The organism is Streptomyces sp. WAC 01529 (assembly GCF_003945545.1).
GTDB lineage: Bacteria > Actinomycetota > Actinomycetes > Streptomycetales > Streptomycetaceae > Streptomyces > Streptomyces anatolicus.
This window is the reverse complement of the sequence record NZ_CP029617.1, coordinates 5,071,112-5,091,679: the sequence shown is the minus strand read 5'-3', so window position 1 is coordinate 5,091,679 and position 20,568 is coordinate 5,071,112. Positions and strand designations below refer to the sequence as shown.

18 protein-coding genes are annotated in these 20,568 nt (G+C 71.1%); 2 read left to right on the top strand and 16 right to left on the bottom strand.

Features of this window, described 5'->3' with window-relative positions; all coding sequences use genetic code 11:
- Window positions 1–205 precede the first annotated feature (205 nt).
- From DMA15_RS23055 to DMA15_RS23000, 12 genes are all read right to left on the bottom strand, one after another.
- Entirely contained in the window at window positions 206–1,123 is a 918-nt protein-coding gene (locus tag DMA15_RS23055; RefSeq protein WP_346428920.1) for a hypothetical protein, read from the bottom strand.
- Window positions 1,124–1,284: 161 nt separating this feature from the next.
- Window positions 1,285–1,869: a Uma2 family endonuclease gene (locus DMA15_RS23050; protein WP_125514648.1), complete on the bottom strand. Its 585-nt coding sequence runs from the start codon at window positions 1,867–1,869 to the stop codon at window positions 1,285–1,287.
- A gap of 183 nt (window positions 1,870–2,052) precedes the next feature.
- Complete coding sequence (locus DMA15_RS23045) at window positions 2,053–3,330, bottom strand: thymidine phosphorylase (protein ID WP_125514647.1); 1,278 nt, start codon at window positions 3,328–3,330, stop codon at window positions 2,053–2,055.
- Window positions 3,331–3,442: 112 nt separating this feature from the next.
- Entirely contained in the window at window positions 3,443–3,844 is a 402-nt protein-coding gene (locus DMA15_RS23040; protein ID WP_125514646.1) for a cytidine deaminase, read from the bottom strand.
- Window positions 3,841–5,103 carry an ABC transporter permease gene (locus DMA15_RS23035; RefSeq protein WP_125514645.1) on the bottom strand — a complete coding sequence of 421 codons (1,263 nt, stop codon included), beginning with the start codon at window positions 5,101–5,103 and terminating at the stop codon, window positions 3,841–3,843. Before DMA15_RS23035 ends, DMA15_RS23040 begins: the two co-directional genes overlap by 4 nt.
- The gene (locus tag DMA15_RS23030; protein ID WP_125514644.1) at window positions 5,100–6,257 is read right to left on the bottom strand and encodes an ABC transporter permease; all 1,158 of its coding nucleotides are present in this window, start codon (window positions 6,255–6,257) and stop codon (window positions 5,100–5,102) included. Before DMA15_RS23030 ends, DMA15_RS23035 begins: the two co-directional genes overlap by 4 nt.
- Window positions 6,254–7,816 (bottom strand): ABC transporter ATP-binding protein, encoded by a 1,563-nt coding sequence (locus DMA15_RS23025; RefSeq protein WP_125514643.1) that lies wholly within the window; start codon window positions 7,814–7,816, stop codon window positions 6,254–6,256. The genes DMA15_RS23030 and DMA15_RS23025 overlap by 4 nt, the downstream gene beginning before the upstream one ends.
- Window positions 7,817–8,062: 246 nt before the next feature.
- Window positions 8,063–9,115, bottom strand: a complete 1,053-nt coding sequence (locus DMA15_RS23020) for a BMP family ABC transporter substrate-binding protein (protein ID WP_125514642.1) — start codon at window positions 9,113–9,115, stop codon at window positions 8,063–8,065.
- Window positions 9,116–9,411: 296 nt separating this feature from the next.
- The gene (locus tag DMA15_RS23015) at window positions 9,412–10,497 is read right to left on the bottom strand and encodes a BMP family ABC transporter substrate-binding protein (protein WP_125514641.1); all 1,086 of its coding nucleotides are present in this window, start codon (window positions 10,495–10,497) and stop codon (window positions 9,412–9,414) included.
- A 141-nt stretch (window positions 10,498–10,638) separates the two neighbouring features.
- Window positions 10,639–11,889, bottom strand: a complete 1,251-nt coding sequence (locus DMA15_RS23010; protein WP_125517952.1) for a M20 family metallopeptidase — start codon at window positions 11,887–11,889, stop codon at window positions 10,639–10,641.
- Between the two features lie 131 nt (window positions 11,890–12,020).
- The gene (locus DMA15_RS23005; protein WP_125514640.1) at window positions 12,021–12,542 is read right to left on the bottom strand and encodes a hypothetical protein; all 522 of its coding nucleotides are present in this window, start codon (window positions 12,540–12,542) and stop codon (window positions 12,021–12,023) included.
- A 213-nt stretch (window positions 12,543–12,755) separates the two neighbouring features.
- Window positions 12,756–13,649 (bottom strand): LysR family transcriptional regulator, encoded by an 894-nt coding sequence (locus tag DMA15_RS23000; protein WP_240659898.1) that lies wholly within the window; start codon window positions 13,647–13,649, stop codon window positions 12,756–12,758.
- Window positions 13,650–13,785: 136 nt separating this feature from the next.
- On the opposite strand from DMA15_RS23000, the gene DMA15_RS22995 reads away from it, so the two are divergent.
- Both DMA15_RS22995 and DMA15_RS22990 read left to right on the top strand, forming a co-directional pair.
- Window positions 13,786–15,240, top strand: coding sequence for an MFS transporter (locus DMA15_RS22995; protein WP_125514639.1), 1,455 nt, complete (start codon window positions 13,786–13,788; stop codon window positions 15,238–15,240).
- Window positions 15,237–15,683, top strand: a complete 447-nt coding sequence (locus DMA15_RS22990; RefSeq protein ID WP_125514638.1) for a protein phosphatase — start codon at window positions 15,237–15,239, stop codon at window positions 15,681–15,683. The genes DMA15_RS22995 and DMA15_RS22990 overlap by 4 nt, the downstream gene beginning before the upstream one ends.
- Window positions 15,684–15,742: 59 nt before the next feature.
- On the opposite strand, the gene DMA15_RS22985 is transcribed toward DMA15_RS22990, so the two are convergent.
- Genes DMA15_RS22985 through DMA15_RS22970 form a run of 4 tightly spaced genes read right to left on the bottom strand, consistent with a single transcriptional unit; the run spans window position 15,743 to window position 20,563 of the window.
- Window positions 15,743–16,837: a hypothetical protein gene (locus DMA15_RS22985; protein WP_125514637.1), complete on the bottom strand. Its 1,095-nt coding sequence runs from the start codon at window positions 16,835–16,837 to the stop codon at window positions 15,743–15,745.
- Window positions 16,838–16,872: 35 nt separating this feature from the next.
- On the bottom strand, window positions 16,873–17,832 hold the full coding sequence (locus DMA15_RS22980; protein ID WP_206302804.1) for an N-acetylneuraminate synthase family protein: 960 nt from the start codon (window positions 17,830–17,832) through the stop codon (window positions 16,873–16,875).
- A 14-nt stretch (window positions 17,833–17,846) separates the two neighbouring features.
- Window positions 17,847–19,178 (bottom strand): N-acylneuraminate cytidylyltransferase, encoded by a 1,332-nt coding sequence (locus tag DMA15_RS22975; RefSeq protein ID WP_125514636.1) that lies wholly within the window; start codon window positions 19,176–19,178, stop codon window positions 17,847–17,849.
- Between the two features lie 32 nt (window positions 19,179–19,210).
- Window positions 19,211–20,563, bottom strand: coding sequence for a DUF6716 putative glycosyltransferase (locus DMA15_RS22970; RefSeq protein ID WP_125514635.1), 1,353 nt, complete (start codon window positions 20,561–20,563; stop codon window positions 19,211–19,213).
- Window positions 20,564–20,568: the final 5 nt, after the last annotated feature.

The following is a 20,568-nucleotide window of genomic DNA, read 5'->3' as shown; positions in this document are numbered from 1 at the left end:
CCGCGCGGAATGGGACTCTCCTCCTGCTTACGGGGTGGGAGGCGTGGGGTCCAGGTACGGGAGGGCAGGAGGGGGTGGCCGGACGGGCAGATGGGGTCGAGGAGGCCGGGAATTCGGTGCCGCCTCGAAGCGGGACCACACGCTGGTCGCGGCGAGTGCCCTGGTGCAGGGCGTTGGTCCGGGGAGTGTGTGGGCGGGGCCGGGCTCACCGGCGCGGCAGCAGGTCGGTCAGCGGAAATGCCGTCGTGTCTTCAGAGGGGCGCGACAAGTGCAGCATCGTGTGGAAGTAGCCGTCGGTCTCTATCCCGTACGGGTCATCGCCGGCCGCCGTCACCGCTTGAACGGCGTATCGCTGTTCGTCCGCGTCTGTGAAGCGTCGTTGCCGGAACGTATGCGTGGTGGCCTTCTCGGTAACCAGGCCGTTCGAAGCCAGACATGCGGCGATGGGCTTGTACGAGGTGGTGCGCAGCACGAAGGCCGCGACCCACACTGGGTCTTGAGCACAGGTCAGGATCGTCTGGAAGGTGCGGGGGGACAGAAAGATGGCCCCTCCGGTGATCGTGATCAGACGGGTGTGCCGCGCGGCGCGGAGCAGGGACGGAGAGGGAGGCGCGGTTTCGAGGTTCTCGGCGAACCCTCGTTCCAGCAGGCCGACCTCGCATGCGTAGGAGATGGCGTTCGTGGCCGGGTCCAGTCCGATGACCCGGGCCGCATCGTGGCGCCGGCGAGCCGCGTAGTAGCTGCGGTCCCATTCGATCAGTTCGGCTGTGGTGAGCGCGGTGGCCTGCGGCGAGGTGTAGTGGGCATAGAGGTCCTCCAGTGTCACCTCATGGTTGAGGAGAGCGGCGTTGATGCCGTACGAGCAGCAGATGTCGAGCACGGTCACCGGTCGTTCCGCCGGGCGGGCTGTCCGCGTGAGGGCCGCGACCGCCCGCCGGAAGACGCTCTGCCCGTGATGGGGTGCCTGGTATTCCAGAGGGCCCAATGCCCGGAAATAGGCCCGCGGATCCGGCTGATCGTAGATGTCGTCGAACGCCGTCATCCCCTCCGGGGCGGGGATCTCCGACGCCTGCGAGCCGTCGGCAGCGACGTTCCCGGGTCCCCTGCTCCGCATCCCGCTCATGCCGGTCTCCTCTACACAGACTCAGGTCCGCTTTCCGGTCAGAGTCGGTGCCCCCAGGGCGGTACGGGAAGAAGGCGGGCAAGAAAACAGCCACGCGCCGCAACAGGCCAGGCTTCACCAGCCGACTCATCGCGTCCTGATAGATCGCCGCCCCGTCCGCGTCAGTCCTGGGGGAACGCGCTGGTGTCGAGGTCCAGGTCGAAGGGCTCGGGGAGCTTGACGGGCTCGCCGAACTTGCAGGCCCGCAGGACGCGGTAGACGTCGCCCCTGGGCTCGCCGTACAGGGTGATGGTGGGGCCACCGGGGGCCCAGCGGTCGATGAGGAGGTAGAGGGGGATGCCGGCGGCGGCGTAGGCGGCGGGCTTGCTGATGCGGTCGTGGTGGGCGTTGGAGGGGGACGTCACCTCGACCACGAGTTCGGCGGCGGCAGCCGGCATACACGTGCCGGGCCCCTCCACCACCGCCTCTGGCGCCACCACCAGGTCGGGGATGAACATCCCGAGCCGTGAGGGAACCGACAACGCCTGTGTCTGAAAGACGTTCCAGTCGTCGGGAATGGCGGACAGCAGCCTGCGCTGAAGCCTGGCTGCGATGAGGTTGTGCTGGTTGGCGGGAGCAGGCGACACGGTGATGACCCCATCGATGATCTCCACCTTGCTGCCCTCGGGCCCCTCCACCGCCTCCCAGAGCCGGACGAGATCGTCCCAGTCCTGGCCGGGTTCGTGGCCGAAGGTGAGTGCACTCATGGCGTTCTCCTCTTTCGGTGCGTCACCGATCCCAGCACGCCGAACGGGACCGGCAGCGGTCCACCGATCCCGTTCACCCGTACGAGTAAGCGCTGGTCACAGGCCGCGCCCCGAAGAGGCGCGGGGAACTGCGCGAGCAGCCACGACGCACCCGCAGCCGAGGCGACCCCGAGGAGCCGCCCCCTAGCCGATGCGGTCCAGCACAATCGCCCCCGACGAGAATCCCGTGCCGGCGGGAGCGATGTCGTACGACCCCTCCACCGACTCCAGCGCGTACGCGAACCGCTCCGGCGTGTCCGTGTGCAGGGTCAGCAGCGGCGCGCCCGCCTCGACGGAGTCGCCCGGCTTGGCGTGGAGTTCGACGCCCGCGCCCGCCTGGACCACGTCCTCCTTGCGCGCGCGGCCCGCGCCGAGGCGCCAAGCGGCGACGCCGATGTCGTACGCGTCGAGGCGGGTCAGGACGCCGGACGACGGCGCCGTCACCACGTGCTGCTCGCGAGCGACCGGAAGCTTCGCGTCCGGGTCGCCTCCCTGCGCGGCGATCATGCGGCGCCATACGTCCATCGCCGAGCCGTCCGCCAGCGCCTTCGCCGGGTCGGCGTCCTTCAGGCCCGCCGCGTCCAGCATCTCGCGGGCCAGGGCCAGGGTCAGCTCGACCACGTCGGAGGGGCCGCCGCCGGCCAGCACCTCGACCGACTCGCGGACCTCGAGCGCGTTGCCCGCCGTCAGGCCGAGCGGGGTCGACATGTCGGTGAGCAGGGCCACCGTGCGGACGCCGCTGTCCGTGCCCAGCTCCACCATCGTGGACGCCAGTTCGCGGGCGTCGTCCAGGTTCTTCATGAACGCGCCGGTGCCGACCTTCACGTCCAGGACCAGCGAGCCCGTGCCCTCGGCGATCTTCTTGGACATGATGGACGAGGCGATCAGGGGGATGGCCTCCACCGTGCCGGTGACGTCACGCAGGGCGTAGAGCTTCTTGTCGGCCGGGGCCAGGCCGTCGCCCGCCGCGCAGATCACCGAGCCGACGCCGTCCAGGACGTTCAGCATCTCCTCGTTGGAGAGCAGCGCGCGCCAGCCGGGGATGGCCTCCAGCTTGTCCAGGGTGCCGCCGGTGTGGCCGAGGCCCCGGCCGGACAGCTGCGGGACGGCCGCGCCGCACGCGGCGACCAGCGGGGCGAGCGGCAGCGTGATCTTGTCGCCGACGCCGCCCGTGGAGTGCTTGTCGGCCGTCGGGCGAGAGAGCGAGGAGAAGTCCATGCGCTCGCCGGACGCGATCATCGCGGCGGTCCAGCGGGCGATCTCCTTACGGTTCATGCCGTTCAGGAGGATCGCCATCGCCAGGGACGACATCTGCTCGTCGGCGACCGCGCCGCGCGTGTACGCGTCGATGACCCAGTCGATCTGCTCGTCGCTCAGCTCGCCCCGGTCGCGCTTGGTACGGATGACGGAGATGACGTCCATGGCATGTCCTTCCAGCAGTTCTTCCAGCAGTTACGGCCTCGTACGCGGTCGACTCTACGCGCATAGAGTCGGCCCATGAAGAAGGCCCCCGCCAACAGGCGGGGGCCCAGGTTCAGTTGAGCCGCTGCGGCCCGAACGCGTCCGGGAGCATGTCCGCCAGCGAGCGGACGCCCGAGGACGTCTCCAGGAGCAGCTCCGGGCCGCCGAACTCCCACAGCAGCTGGCGGCAGCGGCCGCACGGCATCAGGATCTCGCCCTTGCCGTCCACACACGTGAAGTGGGTGAGGCGGCCGCCGCCGGTCAGCTGGAGCTGGGAGACCAGGCCGCACTCGGCGCACAGGCCGAGGCCGTAGGAGGCGTTCTCCACGTTGCAGCCGGAGACCGTCCTGCCGTCGTCGACCAGGGCCGCGGCGCCGACGGGGAAGCCCGAGTAGGGCGCGTACGCGCGGGACATGGCCTCGCGCGCGGCCTCCCTGAGGGCGTCCCAGTCGGTCTCCGCGGGAGCTGTCGTCACTTGCCTTGTCCCTTTCGGTACGGCATCCCGTCCGCCTTCGGCATCCGAAGGCGCTGGGCGGAGAGCGAGAGGACCAGCAGGGTCACCACGTACGGAGTGGCGGTGACGACCTGGTTGGGCACCTCGTCGGTCAAGCCGTACCACAGGAACATCAGCGCGGAGACGGCCGCGGTGATCGCCGCGGGCACGTACCGCTTGCGCCAGGCGAGGTAGATCGCGCCGATGACCAGCAGGATCGCCAGGAGCAGCAGCAGCGCGTGGACGTTCGTACCGCCACCCCGGAGCTTCAGGCTGTCGGTGTAACCGAACAGGCCCGCACCGAGCGCGAGGCCGCCCGGCATCCAGTTGCCGAAGATCATCGCGGCGAGGCCGATGTAGCCGCGGCCGCCGGTCTGGCCCTCCAGGTAGATGTTGGAGGCGACCAGGGAGAGGAAGGCGCCGCCGAGGCCGGCGAAGCCGCCGGAGATGACCACGGCGAGGTACTTGTACTTGTAGACGTTGACGCCGAGCGACTCGGCCGCGATCGGGTTCTCGCCGCAGGAGCGCAGCCGCAGACCGAACGAGGTGCGCCACAGCACCCACCAGCTCAGCGGCACCATCGCGACGGCGACCACGGTGAGCGGGGAGAGGTTGGTGAACAGGCCGCCGAGCAGGCCCGCGAGGTCCGAGACGAGGAACCAGTGCTTGCCGTTGAGGTCCATGAGCCAGTCGGAGAGCCCCGGCACCGAGAAGTCCCCGAGCGATTCGACGGGCGGCGACTGCTTCGACGTACCGCCCTCCTCGCCCTCGAAGGCGAAGGTCGCGAGGTAGCGGGTGACGCCCAGGGCGAGGATGTTCAGGGCCACACCGGAGACGATGTGGTTGACGTTGAAGGTGACCGTCACGATGGCGTGCAGCAGGCCGCCGAGCGCGCCGCCGAGGATGCCGAAGAGGACGCCCACCCAGGGGCCCCACTGGAAGCCCGCCCAGGCGCCGAACCAGGTGCCGAGGATCAGCATGCCCTCGAGGCCGATGTTGACGACGCCCGCGCGCTCGGCCCACAGGCCGCCGAGGCCCGCGAGGCCGATCGGCACGGCGAGCTTGAGTGCCGTCGACATCTGGCCGGTGGACGTGATGCCGTCGGCGCCGGTGATGACGCGGACCAGCGCGACCAGCACCAGGACACCGGCGATGGAGAGCAGGAGGACGGGGAGCGAGATGCGGCGGCGGCCCGCGGCGGGCTGCTTGGCCGGGGGCTTGGCCACGGATGCCGTGCTCATCGGGCAGCCACCTCCTTCGCGGAGTCGTTGTTGCCGTTGTTGCCGTTGTTGCCGTTGCCGGCGTTCGCCCGGGCGGCGGCGGCCAGTTCCTCACCGACGCGGCGCTGCTGGCGGCGCAGGCCCCAGCGGCGCACGGTCTCCGAGGAGACGACGACCGCGATCACGATGAGGCCCTGCATGATCACCGCGATCTCCTTGTCGTACGCGACCGGGGTGGCGTAGTCCAGGGCGGGCGAGGCCTTGTCGAGGAAGGCCCACAGCAGGGCGGCCAGCGCGATGCCGACCGGGTTGTTGCGGCCGAGGAGCGCGATGCCGATGGCGGTGAAGCCGAGGCCCGCGGGGAAGCTGAGGCTGTAGGTGTGGGTGTCGCCGAGCAGGATCGGCAGGCCGGAGAGGCCCGCGACGCCGCCGGAGATCAGCATGGCGGTGAGCACCATGCGCTTGGCGTTGACGCCGGAGGCCGCGGCGGCCGACTCGGAGGCGCCGGTGGCGCGCAGGTCGAAGCCGAACCGGGTGCGGTTGAGGACGAGCCAGTACAGGACGCCCGCGAGGACGGCGACGAAGACGAAGCCGTAGACCTCACCGCCCGCCAGCTTGATGCCGGGGAACCAGCCGGACTCCTTCATCACGCCGGTGGTCTGGTTGTTGCCGACCGGGACGCCGAAGTTCTCGGTGAGGGTGAGGTAGCCGATGACGCTCGTCGCGATGGCGTTGAGCATGATCGTGGCGACCACCTCGCTGACGCCGCGGGTGGTCTTGAGGAGACCCGCGATGCCCGCCCAGAAGGCGCCGGTGAGCATGGCGACCACGATGAGCAGCGGGATCTGGAGCGCGGCCGGCAGCGCGACGTGCGCGCCGACGACCGCGGTCACCATCGCGGCGAGGCGGTACTGCCCGTCCACGCCGATGTTGAACAGGTTCATGCGGAAGCCGATGGCCACCGCGAGCGCCGCCAGGTAGTACATGCCGGCCTGGTTGATGGTCAGGACCTGCACGTCGGAGTAGGAGATCTGCTCCAGCATCAGGGTGTACGGCTCGATCGGGCTCTTGCCCGAGGCGAGCAGCACGACCGAGGTCAGCGCCACGGCCACGACCAGCGCGATGACCGGTGCGGCCACCGCGAGGAGCACGCGCTCCTTGTCGAACTTCTTCATCGGGTCTCGTCCTCCTCGGACGCCTCGGAGCCGTCGCCGGACTCGACGTGTTCCAGGTGGCCTGAGGCGGCACCCGTCATCGCCGAGCCCAGCTCCTCCGGCGTGATGGTGGCCGGGTCGGCGTCGGCCACGAGCCGTCCGCGGTAGATCACGCGGAGGGTGTCGGAGAGGCCGATCAGCTCGTCCAGGTCGGCGGAGATCAGCAGTACGGCCAGGCCCTCGCGGCGCGCCTCGCGGATCTGGTCCCAGATCTGCGCCTGCGCGCCGACGTCCACACCGCGGGTGGGGTGCGCGGCGATCAGGAAGCGCGGCTTGTGGCTCATCTCGCGGCCGACGATCAGCTTCTGCTGGTTGCCGCCGGACAGGGAGGCGGCCGTCACGTCGATGCCGGGCGTACGGACGTCGTACTCCTCGACGATGCGGCGGGTGTCGGCCTGGGCGCTCTTGAGGTCGAGCAGGAAGCCCCGCGCGTTCGGCTTCTCGGTGACGTGGCCGAGGATGCGGTTCTCCCACAGCGGGGACTCCAGGAGGAGGCCGTGGCGGTGGCGGTCCTCGGGGATGTACCCGATGCCGTCCTCGCGCCGCTTGCGGGTGGGTACGGCGGTGATGTCCTGGCCCGCCATGCGGATCACGCCGGAGTCGGCGTGCTTGAGGCCGATGAGCGCGTCGATCAGCTCGGTCTGGCCGTTGCCCTCGACGCCCGCGATGCCGAGGACCTCTCCCTCGTGGATCGTGAAGGAGATGTCGTCGAGCAGGGCGCGGCCCGAGTCGCCGGCGGCAAGCAGCTTGAGGCCCTCCACCTGGATCATCGGGCGGTCGGTGACCGTGGACTCGGCCGTCTCGGGGGTGGGCAGTTCGCTGCCCACCATCAGCTCGGCGAGCTGGCGCGGCGTCGTCTCGGACGGGATGGCCGTGCCGACCGTCGTGCCGCGCCGGATGACGGTGATGTCGTCGGCCACGGAGAGGACTTCGCCCAGCTTGTGCGAGATGAAGATGACGGAGAGGCCCTCGGACTTCAGCTCGCGGAGGTTGTCGAAGAGCGCGTCGACCTCCTGCGGCACCAGGACGGCCGTCGGCTCGTCGAGGATCAGCGTGGTCGCGCCGCGGTAGAGGACCTTGAGGATCTCCACGCGCTGGCGGTCGGCGACGCCGAGGTCCTCGATGTACGCGTCGGGGCGCACCCCGAGGCCGTAGCGGTCGGAGAGGTCGAGGATCGCGCGGCGGGCGGCGGTGCCGATGCCGTGCAGCTTCTCGCTGCCGAGGACGATGTTCTCCAGGACGGTCAGCTGGTCGGCGAGCATGAAGTGCTGGTGGACCATGCCGATGCCGCGCGCGATGGCGTCGGCGGGGCTGGAGAAGGCGACCTGCTCGCCGTCGACGGTGATGGTGCCCTCGTCCGGCTTCTGCATGCCGTAGAGGATCTTCATCAGCGTCGACTTGCCGGCGCCGTTCTCGCCGACGAGGGCGTGCACGGTGCCCTTGCGGACGGTGAGGTGGATGTCGTGGTTGGCGACGACTCCGGGGAAGCGCTTGGTGATGCCGGCGAGTTCGACGGCGATGGGCGGAGGGTTGGTGGACGCGTCGATGGCGCACTCTCCTCGGGGGCCAAAGGGCCTGAAGGGCCTGAAGGAAAGGGGCCGCCTACGCGCGCAGTGCCCCTGCTACTGGATGCTGCTGGATGACTCGGTGCTGCTGGGTACTTCTCGCGGGCCGCGCGAACGGGGCGCGGGTGGACCATGGTCCCCCGCACCCCGTCGCACGAGCATCACGCTGCCGTTACAGCAGGCGTCAGGTCAACCGCCGCACTACGGCGTGGTCTTGACCTTGATCTTGCCGCTCTTGATGCCGGCCTCCGCCTTCTCCAGCGCGGCCTGGACGTCCTTCATCTTCATGAAGTCGGGGTTGGACTCGGCGAGCGCGACACCACCCGACTTGAGGTCGGCGCGGACGACGCCGCCCTTGGCGGTGCCGTCCTCGACGGCCTTCGCGAGGTTGTACACCGAGGCCGCGACGTCCTTGGTCGCCGAGGTCAGGATGTACTTCTTGTACTTCGCGAGCGCGTCCTGCTTGTACTGGTCGGAGTCGACGCCGATCGCCCAGATCTTCTTGGCGGCGGCGGCCTCGATGACGCCCTGACCGGAGAGGCCGGCGGCGTGGTAGACCACGTCGGCGCCCTTCTCGATCTGGCCCTGGGCGGCGGTCTTGCCCTTGTCGGGGCTGGTGAAGCCGCCGTCCTCGGCCTTCTCCGTCAGGTACTGCTTGACGACCTTGACCTTGGGGTCGGTGTCCTTGACGCCCTGCGCGTAGCCCGCCTCGAACTTGTGGATGAGGGGGACGTCCACGCCGCCGACGAAGCCGACGGTCTTGGACTTGGTGGTCTTGGCGGCGGCGACGCCCGCGAGGTAGGACGCCTCCTGCTCGCTGAAGACCAGGTCGGAGACGTTGTCGGCCTTGACGGTCTCGTCGTCGACGATGCCGAAGGTGACCTTCGGGAACTTCGCCGAGACCTCCTTGATCGCCGGGGCGTAGGCGTAGCCGACACCGATGACCGGGTTGTAGCCCTGCTTGGCGAGCTGCGTCAGGCGCTGGGTCTTGTCGGCGTCCGACTCGCCGTCGACCGGCTCGACGGCCTTCTCGCCGGTCTTGAACTCCTTGGCGGCCTTCTTCATGCCCTCGGTCGCGGCGTCGTTGAAGGACTGGTCGCCGGCGCCGCCGACGTCGTAGGCGATGGCGACGCCCTTGTTCTTGTCGTCCTTGCTCGCGGCGGCGTCGCTGGACGTGCCACCACAGGCGGAGACGGAGACGGCGAGGGCTGCGGTCGCGGCGCCCGCGACAGCTATTCGAGACACCCGGCGCATAGAGACGAACTCCTTAGTACAAGCAAGCACAAGCACGTACGCGCCATACCCCGGCGCTGATTTCGCCGCAGCGTAACGCGCGTAGACCTGACATAAGAACCCTTCTGTCCGGTCCGTTATCGAGCTGTGGCCACGAGGCGTCCGGGGGGCGAACGGACGGTGGGCGCCCCCTTGGCAGGGGCGCCCAGTAGCCGCAGCACGTACTACGTAAAACGGCGTGAGGCGGGCGCGGGGGTGCTACGTACAACGTCCGATCGGCCACAGCACGCCACCCGAACGCCGCGACGAACGCCGCTCTATGGCGCGGTCTTGACCTTCACCTTGCCGCTGATGATGTCCTTCTCCGCCTTCTCCACGGCGGCGACGACGTCCTTCATCGCCGTGTACTCAGGGTTGGAGTCGGAGAAGCCGACCCGGCCGGACTTCAGGTCGTAGCGCTGCTCGCCCTTGAGCGGCTTGCCCTCGACGACCGACTTCGTCAGGTCGTACACCGCGCCGCCGACGTCCTTGAAGGCCGAGCCGAGGATGTACTCCTTGTACTTGGCGAGGGCCTTCTGCTTGTACTGGTCGGAGTCGACGCCGATCGCCCACTTCTTCTGCGAGCCGGTCTCCTGGATGACGCCCTGCCCGGAGAGGCCCGCCGCGTGGTAGATCACGTCCGCGCCGGCCTCGATCTGGCCGCTCGCCGCGTTCTGGCCCTTGTCGGGGCTGGAGAATCCGCCCTCCTCGGGCTTCTCCGTCAGATACCGCTTCTCAATTTCGATCTTGGGATCGACGGACTTCACGCCCTGCACGAATCCGGCCTCGAATTTGTGGATCAGCGGAATGTCCACACCGCCCACGAATCCGACGTGCTTGGCCTTGCTCGCCTTCGCGGCGGCCACCCCCGCCAGATAGGAGCCCTGTTCCTCGTGGAAGACGAGATCGGCGACGTTGTCGGCCTTCACCGTGTTGTCGTCGATGATCCCGAAGGTGGTCTTCGGGAACTTCTTCGCGGCCGCCTCCACGGCGGGCGCGTAGACGAAACCGACGCCGATGACGGGGTTGTAGCCCTGCTTGGCGAGCTGTTCGAGGCGCTGGACCTTGTCGGCGCTGGACTCGCCGTCGCCCGGCTCCATGTCCACGCCGCCGATCTTGAACTCCTTGCGGGCCTTGGCATAGCCCGCGTAGGCGGCGTCGTTGAAGGACTGGTCGCCCTGCCCGCCGATGTCGTAGGCGAGACCGATGCCCTTGCCCTTGTACGAGGACGACGTCCCGGAGTCCTTCTCCTTGCCGCCGTCCTCCTGCGAGGCCTCGCTGCTGGTCTTGCCGCACGCCGAAGCGGCGAGGGCGAGCGACGCCACCGCCACGGCCACTTGGGAAAGTCTTGATACACGACGCATAGGACGTACTCCTCACGTTCCCCAACGCACCGTTGACGGCGCTGATTTCGGCGCACAGTAACGCGCGTAGAAAGGGAGGGGAACGGTTTTCCGCGCGGCCGTTACCTATTCGTGCCGCGCGTCGGTTACGCCCCGGTGGGGTTACTCCGTCGTGCGCGCGGCGTCCAACAGGGCAGCTGCGGTGAAGAGTTCGACGCCGACCGCGATGGCCGACTCGTCCGCGTCGAAGTCACCCTGGTGGAGGTCGCGGACGGTGCGCTCGCCGGGCCTGCGCACGCCGAGCCGGGCCATGGCGCCGGGCACGTGCTCCAGGTACCAGGAGAAGTCCTCGCCGCCCAGGCTCTGTTCGGTGTCCTCGATGGCGAGCGGGCCGCGCCGCTCGGCCATGGCGTCGCGCAGCAGGTCGGCGACGCCGGGGTCGTTGACGACGGGCGGGACGCCCCGGACGTAGTTGACCTCGGACTTGGCGCGGTAGAGGTCGGCGATCTCCTGGATCGCGCCGTGCACGAGCTCGGGCGCCTCGCGCCAGGCCGTGAGGTCGAGGCAGCGCACGGTGCCGGACAGCTCGGCGTGCTGCGGGATGACGTTCGGCGCGTGTCCGGCCTCGATGCGGCCCCAGGTCACCGAGAGGCCCGAGCGGGCGTCGGCGCGGCGGGCGACGACGGCCGGGACCTCGGTGGCGACCTTGGCGACGGCGGTGACGAGGTCCGTGGTGAGGTGCGGCCGCGCGGTGTGGCCGCCGGGGCCGTCGAGCGAGACCTCTAGGCGGTCGCAGGCGGAGGTGATGGGGCCGTGCCGCAGGCCGATGCGTCCGGCGTCGACGCGGGGGTCGCAGTGCACGGCGATGATCTTGCCGACGCCGTCGAGGACGCCGTCCTTGATCGCGTCGGCGGCGCCGCCCGGCAGGACCTCCTCGGCGGGCTGGAAGATCAGCCGCACCGGAAAGGGCAGCCGCCCCTCGCGCGCCAGCTCCGCGAGGACCAGGCCGGCGCCGAGGACGACGGTGGTGTGCACGTCGTGGCCGCAGGCGTGGGCGCGGTCGGGCACCGTGGAGCGGTAGGGCACGAGCTTGGTGTCGGGGATGGGCAGCGCGTCGATGTCGGCCCGCAGGGCGAGCATGGGCCGCGACCCGTCCCACTGGCCCACGTCGCAGACGAGGCCGGTGCCGGCCGTGAGCACCCGGGGTGCGAGGCCGGCCTCCTCAAGGCGGGTCTTGAGGGCCGCGGTGGTGCGGAACTCCTGGTTGCCTAGCTCCGGGTGCATGTGCACGTCGCGGCGGAAGGCGACGAGTTCGGCACGCAGCGCTTCGGGCAGCGCGCCGGGGAGCGGCTGCGCGAGTGCGCTTTCCGTTGCGGACAAGCCGTCGGACACCTCTTCGGTCGCACAGGACATCAGTTGGTTCACCCTTTGAAGGGTAGGGCGATGCAACGGCCAACTAACCCACGATCAACAAAAGTTCAGCCCGATAGGGGAAGAAATAGTGGCCTCGTGGCGCATGGCCGCTGATCGGGGTGGGTAAACTTTCACGCCGCCACGGGGGATGCGTAAGTCGTCCGACGCCTGTAGTAGGCGAGGGCGACCGCTGTCAGCAGGGGCGGCCAAGCGATCAGCGGTATATAGCAAAGCACGAGCAGCGCGCTTTGCGCTGTACTGTCCGTCACACCCGCTTCGCTCCCCAATCCGGCGATCTGGGCGTAGAAGGCCCAGCCCATGAGCCCGAAGAGCCCGGTGGCGCCGAGCAGGGCCGGGACCACGGCCGCGAGCGGTCGCACCTGCCGCCCGCCGAGCACGGGTACCCACGCGGGCACGGTCTCACCCCATTCGCGCACCAGACCGAGCGTGAGCCACGCGAGCAGCTCCGATATGACGCTGAGTGCCACGACATACACGGCCTCGCCGGTACCACTCTGCTCCTGCGCGGCCACGGGCAGCCCCGCCACCAGGGCGATGCGCCAGAGCCCGGAGGGCAGCGTGAGCCACGGCACGGCGTGGGCGGCGAGGGCGGCCCAGCGGGGCACGTCGGGCAGCGCGGTGATTTTCAGCATGGGGTGATGGTGTCGCGGGGGCGGCGGGGGGCGCGTCGTCGCGGGGGCGCGAGTGGCGCTGCCGCGCTCCGCCGACCGGGGGAGGCCCCACTCCTCCACCCGTACCAGGCGCCCTCGCCCGTCGGGCGGTGACGGTCCCTGCGACCCTTCACGCCGGGGCGTCCTCCCGCGCCGCCCTCAGGCCGTGGCGACCCCTCGCACCCCGCCAGGGCGTCACGTCGTCACGACCTCCCGTGCTGTTCTCGCGAATGCCGCCACCGCGCCCGTGTCGTGGCCGAGGCGCCATACCAGGCCGTAACCGGTCGGTTCCGCGTCCGCGAAGGGGACGTAGGTGATGCCGGGGCGGGAGTAGTACGTCGCCGTGTGCGCGGGGGCCAGTAGTGCGCCTCTGCCCGCCGCTACCAGGATCAGGCCCTCCTGCATGTTGATCACGCCGGGGCCGCGCTCGATGGGGCGGCCGCTCGGGGTGCGGGCGGGGACGTGGTGTTCGAGCCAGTAGTCGGGGACCTCGCCCGCGAGGGTGAGGAGGGGGACGGCGGCCAGGTCCTCAAGGGTCACCGTGTCCCGCGCGGCCAGCGGATGGCCGGCGGGCAGGGCGAGGACGCGGTCCTCGGCGAGCAGCGGCGGGCCGCCGCCCAGGTCCTCCTCCCGGACCGGCAGCTCGGTGAGCTGCACATCGAACTCGCCCCTGCGCAGCTGCCCGTACGGATCGCCGAGCGGCACCTCGCAGACCTCCACGGCGAGGCCGGGGTGGCTCACCCGCAGCACCTCCGTCGCCTTCATCACGATCTCGCCGGTGAGCGGGTTGGAGAAGCCGACGTGCAGCACGGAGTCGATGCCGCGCGCGGTGGCCGCCGCGCGCTCCAGGGCCTCCTCCATCCCGCGGTGGTGGGGCGCGAGGTCGGCGCGCAGCTGCCTGCCGATCGAGGTGAGGGCGACGCGGCGGCTCGTACGGGTGAACAGCGGCGCCCCCACGCGCCGTTCGAGCCGCTGGACGAGCTGGCTCACCCGCGCCTTGGACAGCCGCATCCGCTCGGCCGTGCGGCCGAAGTGCAGCTCGTCGGCGAGCAGCAGGAAGCACTCCAGTTCGTCGCGCTCGATCGGCATCGGGCCCCCAGGTCGTCGGATCGTTCAGCCTGCTTGAACGAACGTTGCGATCTTCGGCGTTGTTCCTCTCCCCCGCCTGACCGAGGGTGATTGAGCAGACAACAACAGGTGCCCGTAACAGGAGAGTTGGGACGTCATGAGTGCCACAGCCCAGAGACCCACCGAAGAACTGCCGGACACCGGCTGGACCCGCCGCCAGTGGGGCGTCCTCCTCGTCCTGTGCGGGGCGATCTTCCTGGAGGGCATCGACGTCGCCATGCTCAACGTCGCCCTGCCCTCCATCCGCGCCGACCTGGGCCTCTCCACCGGCTCCTTGCAGTGGGTGATGAGCGCGTACGTCCTCGGATACGGCGGCTTCATGCTGCTCGGCGGGCGCGCCGCCGACCTCTTCGGGCGCCGCCGGATGTTCGTGTTCTGGCTCTCCGTCTTCCTCGTCTTCTCCGGGCTCGGCGGGTTCGCCACCGAGGGGTGGACGCTGATCGTGGCCCGCTTCGTCACCGGGGTCGCCGCCGCGTTCATGACGCCCGCGGGGCTCTCGATCATCACCACCGGGTTCGCGGAGGGACCGCAGCGCAACAAGGCCCTGCTCTTCTACTCCGGTACCGCCGCCGGCGGCTTCTCGGTCGGGCTCGTCGTGGGCGGGCTGCTGACCTCGGTCGGCTGGCGCTGGGTGTTCTTCGCGCCGGTCGTGCTCTCCGCCCTGATCCTCGTCGCGGCCCTCGCCTTCGTGCCGAAGTCGGCGCGTCCGGAGCGGGTGGCCGGGCAGGGGTTCGACCTGGCGGGCGGCGTGACCATCACCTCCGCCATCGTGCTGCTCGTCCTCGGCGTGGAGCGCGCCACGCACACCTCCGCCGCCTGGACCGCGGCCACGGTCGGCGCCGGTCTGGTCATGCTCGCCGCGTTCGTCGCGGTGGAGCGGCGCTCGGCGGCCCCGCTGGTGCGGCTCGGCATCCTGCGCGCCGGGAGTCTGGTCCGCGCCAACCTCGCCGGGCTGCTCTTCGCCGCGGGCTTCTTCGGCTTCCAGTTCCTGGTGGTGCTCTACCTCCAGGAGCTGCGGGAGTGGTCGACGCTCCAGACCAGCTTCGCGATGCTGATCATGGGCATCGACGCGCTCCTCTCCCCCCTCCTCACCCCCAGGCTGGTGAACCGCTTCGGCAACGCGCGGGTGATCTTCGGCGGGCTGCTGCTGGCCGCGCTCGCCTACGCCTTGTTCCTGCCGGTCGCCGCCGACTGGACGTACGCGATGATGCTCCCGAGCCTGGTCGTCGTCGGCCTCGCGTTCTCGCTGGCGTACGGGCCGCTCACCATCGTCGCCACCGAGGGCGTCGCCGAGGAGGAGCAGGGTCTGGCCGGGGCGCTGCTCTACACGTCCTTCCAGTTCGGCGCGGCGCTCGGCCTCTCGGCGGTCACGGCGGTCAACGTCGCGGCCACGGCGTCCGGTTCACCGGCGGCCATGCTCGACGGCTACCGCGCGGCCCTGTGGGTCCCGCTGGCCGCCGCCCTGCTGGCCGCGGTGATCAGCGCCTTCGGGCTGCGGACGAGGCGAAGTGCGCTGCCCGAGGCGGTGGTGGCGCCTAGTCTGCGGGCATGACCGGTAGCGCGAAGACGGATACGTGGAAGGCCGGCGGCGCCGGAGTCCTGCGGTTGCCCTCCGGACGGCTCGTCCGGGGGCGGGGGCTCCGGCGCCCGCTTCCCGACGGCGATGTGCCCGATCTCGGCGTCTACCTCCTCGGCAAGCGGCCGCCCGAAGTCCCCTGGGAGGCGAAGTGGTTGGCCTGGCCCGACTTCCGGCTGCCGGGTGATCGCGCGCTGGCCCGGGAGGTGCTGCGCGAGGCGTGGGAGCGGGCCGCCGGGGAGCGTGTCGAGGTGGCCTGCGGGGGCGGGCGGGGGCGGACCGGGACCGCCCTCGCCTGTATCGCCGTCCTGGACGGGGTGCCCGCCGGGGAGGCCGTCGCCTTCGTACGGGCGCACTACGACCGGCACGCGGTGGAGACGCCCTGGCAGCGGCGGTACGTCCGGCGCTTCACCCCGTAACCGGCGCCCCGTGGCCGTCGACCCGGTGCCGATCCGCCGGTGCCGTTACGCCGCTGCCGTCACGCCGGTGCCGCGTGCTGCACCGACGTCAGCCGGGTCACGTCCCTGGCCGTCCCCGTCACCCCGGACAGGAACCCCTGCGCGCGCGGCGAGGCGTTCTCCGTGAGCCAGGCCGGGTCGATGTCGCAGACCGCCACCTTCACGTCCGTGCCCGCCAGCGCCAGGGGGAGGGTGTGGACGACGGTGGAGGGGAAGCTGAGGATCGTACGGCCGATGGGGCCGCGGCGGGCGATCAGCTCCAGGGGGAGGTCGGGGCGCACCACCTGCAGGCCCGTCTCCACCGCGAGGCGGTGCAGCTTCTCGGAGCTCTCGCGGCGGTGCGCGAAGTAGCGCGTCGCGCCGTGGGCCAGGCAGAGGGCGCGGACCGCTTCCAGGTAGCGGTCGGGGTCCACCACGCCCGTCTCGACGAGGGACGTGCCCACCAGGTCGGCGCCGCGTGTGATGCGGGGCGGGCCGAAGCGCTCCCTGGTCCAGGCGAAGGCGTTGACGGTGATGCCCACGCCGGGCGGCGCCTGGTCGATCGGCATGGAGGAGAAGACCTCCACCGTCCGCGCCCCGCCGGGCGTCAGGCGGCGCCGGGCCGCGGCCGAGACCGGGGCGAAGAGCAGGTCGCGGGGGCCGGGGCGGCCGCCCTTGCGGTGCCAGCGCACGAGCCGCTCACCCCGGGCGAGCTGGGAGATGAACTCCATGGTCGCCGTGCCGTCATCCACCACCACGAGCGAGCGGGCGCGGGTGATGGTCAGCAGGAGCTGTACGTAGCGGGAGAACGGGTCGCCTATGACGACCCGGTCCGCCTTGCGCAGCGCGCCCGCGAGACCGCCGACCGTCTGGAAGGGGGCGCTCGCGCCGCCGCGCGCCTCCTCCCAGCGGACCTCGACGCCCTCGTCGCGGACGAGCTGCGCCATGCGCCGCAACTGGCCCCGGGTCATGGGGTCGTTGGGCGAGAGGACGACGACGGTGAGGCCCCCGGCCGGGCCGGTCGCGGCCGCCGCGTGCGCCCACTCCAGTACGTTCAGCAGCTGAACAGGGCTCTCCACGAAGGCGAGCGTGGAGGGGGCGGTGGCGCCGGTGGTGCCGGCGGCTCGGGGGCTCATCGTCGTCTCGTCCGTATCCGGTGACCGGTGGGCGCTCAGACCGCGACCGGCTCGGCGCCGGCGGTCTCCGACTCCGCCACGACGCCCGCGACGCGGCGCAGCTTCTTCATCGGGCCGAGCTCCGACTCGTAGACCTTCTTGACGCCGTCGCCGAGGGAGGCCTCGATGGTGCGGATGTCGCGGACCAGGCGGGTCAGGCCCTGCGGCTCGACGGAGGCGGCCTGGTCGGAGCCCCACATGGCTCGGTCGAGGGTGATGTGCCGCTCGACGAAGGTGGCGCCGAGGGCGACGGCGGCCAGCGTCGTCTGGAGGCCCGTCTCGTGGCCGGAGTAGCCGATCGGGACGTTCGGGTACTCCTGCTGGAGGGTGTTGATCACGCGCAGGTTCAGCTCCTCGGCCTGCGCCGGGTACGTCGACGTGGCGTGGCACATGAGGATGTTGTCGGAGCCGAGGACCTCGACGGCGTGGCGGATCTGCTTCGGCGTCGACATGCCCGTGGAGAGGATGACCGTGCGGCCGGTGGCGCGCAGGGCGCGCAGCAGCTCGTCGTCGGTGAGGGAGGCGGAGGCGACCTTGTGGGCGGGCAGGTCGAACTTCTCCAGGAAGGCGACGGCCTCGGTGTCCCACGGGGAGGCGAACCAGTCGATGCCGCGCTTGGCGCAGTGCTCGCTGATGGCCTGGTACTCGGCCTCGCCGAACTCCACGCGGTGGCGGTAGTCGATGTACGTCATCCGGCCCCAGGGGGTGTCGCGCTCGATGTCCCACTGGTCGCGCGGGGTGCAGATCTCCGGGGTGCGCTTCTGGAACTTCACCGCGTCGCAGCCGGCGTCGGCGGCCACGTCGATCAGCTTGAACGCGTTCTCCAGGTCACCGTTGTGGTTGATGCCGATCTCACCGGTGATGTAGACGGGCTGACCGGGGCCCGCCGTCTTCGAACCGAACTGACGCAGCCGGGAGTTGGCGCCGATGGAGGTGACGGGGGTGGTGGAGCTCATGGCAGGAACTTTCCTTAACTGTGGAGGGAGTCGAGAGAGGGGCCGAGGATCCAGCTGGCGATCTCTCGGATCGCGCCTTCACCGCCGGGGAGGGTGGTGACCGCGCGGGCCGCGCCGCGTACGACGTCGTGGGCGCTGCCGACCGCCACGGGCCAGCCCACGAGGGCGAAGCACGGGAGGTCGTTGACGTCGTTGCCGACGTAGAGCACGCGCTCGGGCGCGATGCCCTGTTCCTCGCACCACTGCTTCAGTGCGAGGTCTTTCCGGTCGATGCCGTGCAGGACCGGGAGCTTCAGCTTCCTGGCGCGCGCGGCGACGACCGGGTTCTGCTCCGTGGACAGGATCAGCATGTGCAGGCCGCTTCTGCGCAGGGCCGCGATGCCGAGTCCGTCCCCGCGGTGCACGGAGACGAACTCCCGTCCCTCGGAGTCGATCAGCACCCTGTCGTCGGTCTGGGTGCCGTCGAAGTCGAGGACCACCGCGTCGATGTCGGCGGCGGTGGGGAGCGCGGGACCGTCCTCGGGACGGGCCGCGTCGAAGAGGGGGGCGAGCGCGCGGGCGCGGGCGAGGTCGTGCGGGTCGTCGACCTCAAGGACGCGCGCCGGGTCGGTGCGGACCGGCTCGGTGTGGCCGAAGAAGCGGTGCTTCTCGGTGCGGAAGCCCGCCGCGTCCATGGCGTAGGCGGCGCCGGTCTCCAGGAGGTCCTGGGGGCGGTCCTGGCGGCGCGGGCGGAAGGACTTGTCGTGGTTGACGCCGTAACCGCCGCGGGTGCGGGTGGAGTTGGCGAGGGTCGCCGTGCCGCCCGCGGTGTCGGCGCGCCGCGTGGTGACGTCGGCGGCGGTCGTGGAGCCGGTGGAGCCGGCCGCGTCGTCGGCCGCGTCGCGCCAGATGAAGCCGTGGAAGGGGGCGACGGTGACGGCCGTGTCCGCGCCGTTCTCGACGACGGCCGCGGCCACCCCGTCGATGTCCTCGCGGGTGAGGAAGGGGCTGGTGCACTGCACGAGCAGGACGACGTCGACGCGGGAGCCGTGCAGCGCCTCGTGGGCGTCCATCGCGTGCAGGACGGCGGCCTCGCTGGTCGCGGTGTCCCCGGCGATCGCGGCGGGGCGCAGCACCACCTCGGCGCCGGCGGTGCGGGCGGCCTCGGCGATCACGTGGTCGTCCGTGGAGACGACGACGTCCGTGACGAGCCGGGCGGCCACGCATTCGCGGATGGCGCGGGCCACCAGCGGCACGCCGCCGACCGGGGCGAGGTTCTTGGCGGGCACACCCTTGGAGCCGCCGCGGGCGGGGATGACGGCCAGGACGCGGCGCACCGGCGTACTCGCTGGGCCGGGGTGTGACATGGGGGCTCCTGAGGGTGAAAGGTCGCGGGAGTTCACAGCTCGCCCATCCGCCGGATGACGGGGGCCACGCGCTGCACCCCGTGGCGGTAGGCCCCGCGGGCCGCGCGGCGCACGATCTGGCGTACGGGGCCCGGGTCCCGGTCCGCGGAGGGGGCGCCCGGCAGCGGGGAGCCGTCGGGGGCGAGGTGGTGGCGGCTGAGGATGCCGGGCAGATAGCCGCGGGCGGTGGTGAGGCTGTAGTACGGCTTCAGGGGCGGGATGCGGCCGGCCGCGGCGTCGGCGAGGAGGCCGGTGACCTTCTCGCGCGCCTCGTCGAAGGCCCGTTCGTACGCCCCGTCGGCGGCGACGCCCTGCCGGGCCAGCCACCGCTCGTCGGGCACGGGCAGGTGGCCCGCGTCCAGCTGGTCGAAGGAGGCGAGGCAGCCGGAGCCGGTGAAGTGGTGGTTGCCGAGCGCCTCGCGCACCCCGAGGTCGGTGAGGACCGCGGTGGGGATGCGCCGGTGCAGGGATTCCAGGGCGGCGGTGGAGCTGATGGTGACGAGCAGGTCGGTGCGGTCGAGGACCTCGCCCATGTGCCCGTAGACGAGGCGGCAGTTGGCGGGCAGACCGCCCTCCAGGCGCTGCGCCAGCTTCTGGTAGGGCAGCTCCTCGATGTGCGTGGTGTGCTCGCCGGGCTTGCTGCGCAGTTTGAGCAGGACCTCGCGGTCGGGGTGCAGGCGGGCGTGGTCGGCGAGGCGGCGCAGCAGGTAGGCGCGGTGCGCGGCGCTCTCCGGTACGGAGGGCTGGGCGGCGAAGACGACCGTGTACGGGTCGTGTCCGGCGTAGGGCGCGCCGCCGAGGAAGGGCAGGGCGGCCTCCGTGACCGCCGAGGCGTCGGCGCCCACTCCCTCGTACACCGCGCGGAAACGTTCCGCGTCCTGGCGGGAGTTGGCGAGGACGACATCGGCGCCGTGCCGCAGGAGGAGGCCGTCGGCGAGCTTCTCGTAGACGACGCCGACATAGCCGGTGACGACGACGGGCCGCTTCCTCGCGGTGCCGGTGAGGCGGGCGTCCTCGGTGACGCGGGCGAGTCCGTGCAGCACCGCCTGGACCGCGCCGCCCACCAGGGCGAGCACGATCACGTCGGGCGCTTCCCGCTCCATCTCGCGCAGGAACTCGACGGCGGTGACCTCGCGCAGGCTGTCCGCGCGCACCCCCACCTCTTCGAGCTGCCGGGGCGTCGGGGTGGCCCGGCCGCGGAGCAGGTACCCGCTGAGTCGGTGGCCGTCGGACTCGGGCCGACTGTCCGTTGCGATGCGGTTCGCGGTGAGAGCGCCCCATTTCCATCGCGTATCGGAATCGGCGAGCACGGCCACCCGGAGCGGGTTTCGGTTACTTGCTGGCACGTCCC

Bases quoted from the DNA above. Each gene is read 5' to 3' on its own strand.
- DMA15_RS23000 (WP_240659898.1), bottom strand. From the start codon at position 13,649: ATGCCGATCGAGCGCGACGAACTGGAGTGCTTCCTGCTGCTCGCCGAC.
- DMA15_RS22980 (WP_206302804.1), bottom strand. From the start codon at position 17,832: ATGAGCTCCACCACCCCCGTCACCTCCATCGGCGCCAACTCCCGGCTG.
- DMA15_RS23050 (WP_125514648.1), bottom strand. From the start codon at position 1,869: ATGAGTGCACTCACCTTCGGCCACGAACCCGGCCAGGACTGGGACGAT.
- DMA15_RS22975 (WP_125514636.1), bottom strand. From the start codon at position 19,178: ATGTCACACCCCGGCCCAGCGAGTACGCCGGTGCGCCGCGTCCTGGCC.
- DMA15_RS23020 (WP_125514642.1), bottom strand. From the start codon at position 9,115: ATGCGCCGGGTGTCTCGAATAGCTGTCGCGGGCGCCGCGACCGCAGCC.
- DMA15_RS22990 (WP_125514638.1), top strand. From the start codon at position 15,237: ATGACCGGTAGCGCGAAGACGGATACGTGGAAGGCCGGCGGCGCCGGA.
- DMA15_RS23005 (WP_125514640.1), bottom strand. From the start codon at position 12,542: ATGCTGAAAATCACCGCGCTGCCCGACGTGCCCCGCTGGGCCGCCCTC.
- DMA15_RS22985 (WP_125514637.1), bottom strand. From the start codon at position 16,837: ATGAGCCCCCGAGCCGCCGGCACCACCGGCGCCACCGCCCCCTCCACG.
- DMA15_RS23035 (WP_125514645.1), bottom strand. From the start codon at position 5,103: ATGAGCACGGCATCCGTGGCCAAGCCCCCGGCCAAGCAGCCCGCCGCG.
- DMA15_RS23030 (WP_125514644.1), bottom strand. From the start codon at position 6,257: ATGAAGAAGTTCGACAAGGAGCGCGTGCTCCTCGCGGTGGCCGCACCG.
- DMA15_RS23045 (WP_125514647.1), bottom strand. From the start codon at position 3,330: ATGGACGTCATCTCCGTCATCCGTACCAAGCGCGACCGGGGCGAGCTG.
- DMA15_RS23010 (WP_125517952.1), bottom strand. From the start codon at position 11,889: ATGTCCTGTGCGACCGAAGAGGTGTCCGACGGCTTGTCCGCAACGGAA.
- DMA15_RS22995 (WP_125514639.1), top strand. From the start codon at position 13,786: ATGAGTGCCACAGCCCAGAGACCCACCGAAGAACTGCCGGACACCGGC.
- DMA15_RS23055 (WP_346428920.1), bottom strand. From the start codon at position 1,123: ATGAGCGGGATGCGGAGCAGGGGACCCGGGAACGTCGCTGCCGACGGC.
- DMA15_RS23015 (WP_125514641.1), bottom strand. From the start codon at position 10,497: ATGCGTCGTGTATCAAGACTTTCCCAAGTGGCCGTGGCGGTGGCGTCG.